The 3,301-nt window shown below is 57.9% G+C and carries 3 protein-coding genes; 2 read left to right on the top strand and 1 reads right to left on the bottom strand.

The window, feature by feature from the left end:
* Positions 1-98: 98 nt before the first annotated feature.
* Complete coding sequence (locus NW857_RS05500) at positions 99-617, bottom strand: phycocyanin subunit beta (protein WP_011434282.1); 519 nt, start codon at positions 615-617, stop codon at positions 99-101.
* A gap of 724 nt (positions 618-1,341) precedes the next feature.
* Here NW857_RS05500 and NW857_RS05495 point away from each other — a divergent pair.
* Both NW857_RS05495 and NW857_RS05490 read left to right on the top strand, forming a co-directional pair.
* Complete coding sequence (locus tag NW857_RS05495) at positions 1,342-1,959, top strand: chromophore lyase CpcT/CpeT (protein WP_414332326.1); 618 nt, start codon at positions 1,342-1,344, stop codon at positions 1,957-1,959.
* A 49-nt stretch (positions 1,960-2,008) separates the two neighbouring features.
* The gene (locus tag NW857_RS05490; protein ID WP_414332324.1) at positions 2,009-3,052 is read left to right on the top strand and encodes a hypothetical protein; all 1,044 of its coding nucleotides are present in this window, start codon (positions 2,009-2,011) and stop codon (positions 3,050-3,052) included.
* The last annotated feature ends 249 nt before the right edge of the window (positions 3,053-3,301 follow it).

The following is a 3,301-nucleotide window of genomic DNA, read 5'->3' as shown; positions in this document are numbered from 1 at the left end:
CTTTTCCAGGGATCCCCTGTCAACCTAAGCTGCTTTGGATTCCAGAGTGGTCTTCACAACTGGATCCGTCTACAGCAGAAGCTCTGGCCCAAAAGGGATCAAACGACAGCCGCAGCGGCGCGATCGAAGTAGGATTCGATTTCGGCAATCAGAGCGCTGCAATCGCCCCGGGTGATCCCGTTGGGGTCGTTCACCACCGCCACCGCGGCTTTTTTCATCTTTTGGATGCCGTTGGCCACCGAGCTACCGGGGGTGCCCAAGGCTTGATAGGTCTCCCGCAGGCCGTTCAAGCAGCGCTCGTTCAGCACGCTGGCATCTCCGGCTGCCACGGCGTAGGTGATGTAGCGGAGGATGATGTCCATATCCCGCATGCAGGCAGCCACGTTACGGCTGGGGTAGGCAGGGCCACCGGGAGCGTTCAAATTGGGCTCCTCGGCAAACAATTGACGGATGGCATCGGTCACGATCTTAGAAGCATTGCTGGTGAGGCGGTTCACAGCATCCAAACGCTTGTTGCCCTCAGCAATCACCTGCTGGAGAGCCGCAAACTCGTTCTCCCCCAGGAAAGCACCTTTGGAGTCAGCTTGGGCAACCACTTTGCCAAATACATCGTTCATGGTTTTCAATCTCCCTAGCGAAAATAAAAGAGGTTATGAATCCACATTCCCTACCGCCGACCGGAGGACACACGCCAGTCGGAAGGGCGACACTGCTTGGATCCTCAGTGCCGATGGGCGCTGCTTGGCCTACAGACCCACCGACGGGGTCAAAGCCAAGAGAACCAAGATGAGCCAGCAAAGCCCCTATCCTCCAGCAAAGGTAAGCTGCTGCCGAGGGTAAAGCTACTCCAGGTTGCAATCCAAAGAATTGGACTTGGATCAGAACCCTCAGCCGCTGCCGCCAACCGCAACTGGGCAGAGGGGGAAAAGTCGGCTCCCCTTGTTTCCAGTCTTTTTCTACCGCGAAGGCAGGAAGCGGTTGCATCAAAAAATGTAAATTGCCTTCACCTCGCGCAAAAAGAGTTGGATTGCTTTCCAAGCTGCTTCCCATCTGCGATCCCGGCCAACGCTCTCCATCTTTTTAGCGGGAGTTTTTTACAAAAGAACATGGTACTTTGCTTAGCTTTACAATATAAAGAAAGGTGTCAGCCTCGATCGCGGCTTTGCCGCTTGGCAGGGAGCCATTTTCGGTGTCGGGGCGAACACTCTCAGAAAAGAGACATAATTTAACATTTGCTGAGATCCTTGGATGGGCCTGGGGTTGGGGCAAAATCTGAGAAGGCTTTTCTCGATGCCGGCAATTTTCGGTATACGCCTTTACAGAACTTTTGGATGATTGCCTATGCCTGTCGGGTTTGATCGCACCGCTTCCCCGGAACTGCTACAGATGGCGCGCTGGCTGGCAGGAGACTTCAGCAACCAAGAGCAAGCCTGGGAGAATCCGCCCTTTTTTGCTTCCATCCGGGTGGCCTATCGCCCCTTGCCGGCTCAAGTGTTGGGTGGGATTGGCTTTTATGTGGAGCAAGCTTACAGCGGCCATTTGGAGGATCCCTATCGGCAGGCGGTGGTGGAATTGACTCAGGTGGGCGCCGGGATCCGGATTCGCAACTACCGTCCGCTGGAGCCGCAGCGGTGGCGAGGCTGTGCCCGGGAGAGGGCAGACCAACTGCGCCAACTGAGCGCCGCCGATCTGGCTTATTTGCCTGGGTGCGATGTGCAGGTGCGACGGGAGGGATCTGGCTTTGTGGGCGTGACGGAGCCGGGGTGCCGGTGTTGCGTGGTGCGCAACGGCCAGACTACTTATTTGCAGACCACCTTGCACCTGAGCGAGAGCGAGTTTTGCAGCCATGACCGAGGCATGGATCCCATCACCCACCGGCAGGTTTGGGGGGCATTGGCGGGCGCTTTTCGCTTCCAAAAGGTGGTCGATTGGCAAGCGGAGCTGTTGCTGTGCGGATGATCCAATGCAAGTGAGGTCGAGCCCAAAGGATGAGCCACGGTCGGGGGGGATGTTGCCGGCTCTGATGGTGATGCTGGCTTTGCTGCTGCTCGGTGTTGGATGTGCTGGCCAGGGGGAATCTGTCGCCCCGGTGTTGATCCCTCTCCCGCCGCAAGCGGGAACTGAGTCGATTCCCATGCCGGTGCGCACGCTGGGCAACAGCCGCTTTAAGTTGCTCGGCTTGAACGTGGGGGTGGCCGGGGCCGGCGCGGAGTTGCTCTTGGACACCGGCTCGGCAGGTCTGCGCATTGTATCGGCGGCGGCAGGTCGCTTCGGCCTAGAACGGACGGAGATCCCTTCTACCGTCACCTTTGCCGATGGCACCCAGTTTGTCGGCGTATTGGCCCGTGCCCCCTTCAGCATCGGCGGGATCCCCAGTCGAGAGCCGGTAACGATTCAGTTGATCGACCGCATCGCCTGTGTGGACGCGCTGGTAGCCAATTGCTCAGACAACCTGTTTGGGGTGGGGCGGCCTTTTGCCGGGATCCTGGGCACGTCCCTCGATGAGCGCAGCCCCGATCCGGAGCTGTTCAGTCCGCTCACCCGTCTGCCGGGCAATTTTCGCTCCGGGTACATGATCCAAACGGGCGGCTTCAACTCCACCCAGGGCCTTTTCACGGTTGGCCTGACGGACAACAACACCGCCGGCTTTAATTTCCGGCAGTTTCCCCAAGTGGGGAGCTTTCCCGATGGCACCCCCATCTGGCGGGATGAGGCTTTGCAAGTGGCCTACAGCATCAGCAATACTTCCATCCAAAATGCCCTCAGCCCCACCCAGTTCGACAGCGGCTCTTCCGACATTTTCCTCAACGTCAGGCTGTTGGGAGCAGCTCCCTTCTCCACCTCGACTCTCCCCCCTGGGGCGGAATGGCGAGCAGTGTTGGAGGGGGCTTTCGACTACCGTATTCGAGTTGGCTTTCCGATTACGCCCAGTCGAGATCGAATTTTTGTGAGCGGCAACCAGGGGGTGCAACTGTTGGGCATGCCGCTGTTTTTCAACACTGATGTTGCCTTTGATGTTGAACGGGGTCGGGTCGGCTTTCGCGTGCGTTGAAAAAAAGGAGCTTGTTGCAGACTGTTGCACGGCTGGCCAGATCCAGCTAGCTTTCCCCGGTACCGGCCACATTTCGAGCGGTACTGAAAGGGCAATTAAGGGTTCTGCTTCCCTTTGGTCAGGAAATAGCGGCGGCTGATCCCCTGGGTCAACAAGACAAACAACACCAGGGATCCCTGAATGATGCCGGCCAGCGAAGACTCCAGTTGCAAAGAGAGAGGCAGTTGCAAGCTGCCGATGTTGAGGCTG

It is taken from the genome of Synechococcus sp. H55.9, from assembly GCF_047462355.1.
GTDB lineage: Bacteria > Cyanobacteriota > Cyanobacteriia > Thermostichales > Thermostichaceae > Thermostichus.
This window is presented reverse-complemented; position numbering and strand designations above follow the sequence as displayed.

What these genes read in the sequence shown, in the direction of transcription:
- NW857_RS05495 (WP_414332326.1), top strand. Translation starts at nt 1,342, where the DNA reads ATGCCTGTCGGGTTTGATCGCACCGCTTCCCCGGAACTGCTACAGATG.
- NW857_RS05500 (WP_011434282.1), bottom strand. Translation starts at nt 617, where the DNA reads ATGAACGATGTATTTGGCAAAGTGGTTGCCCAAGCTGACTCCAAAGGT.
- NW857_RS05490 (WP_414332324.1), top strand. Translation starts at nt 2,009, where the DNA reads ATGTTGCCGGCTCTGATGGTGATGCTGGCTTTGCTGCTGCTCGGTGTT.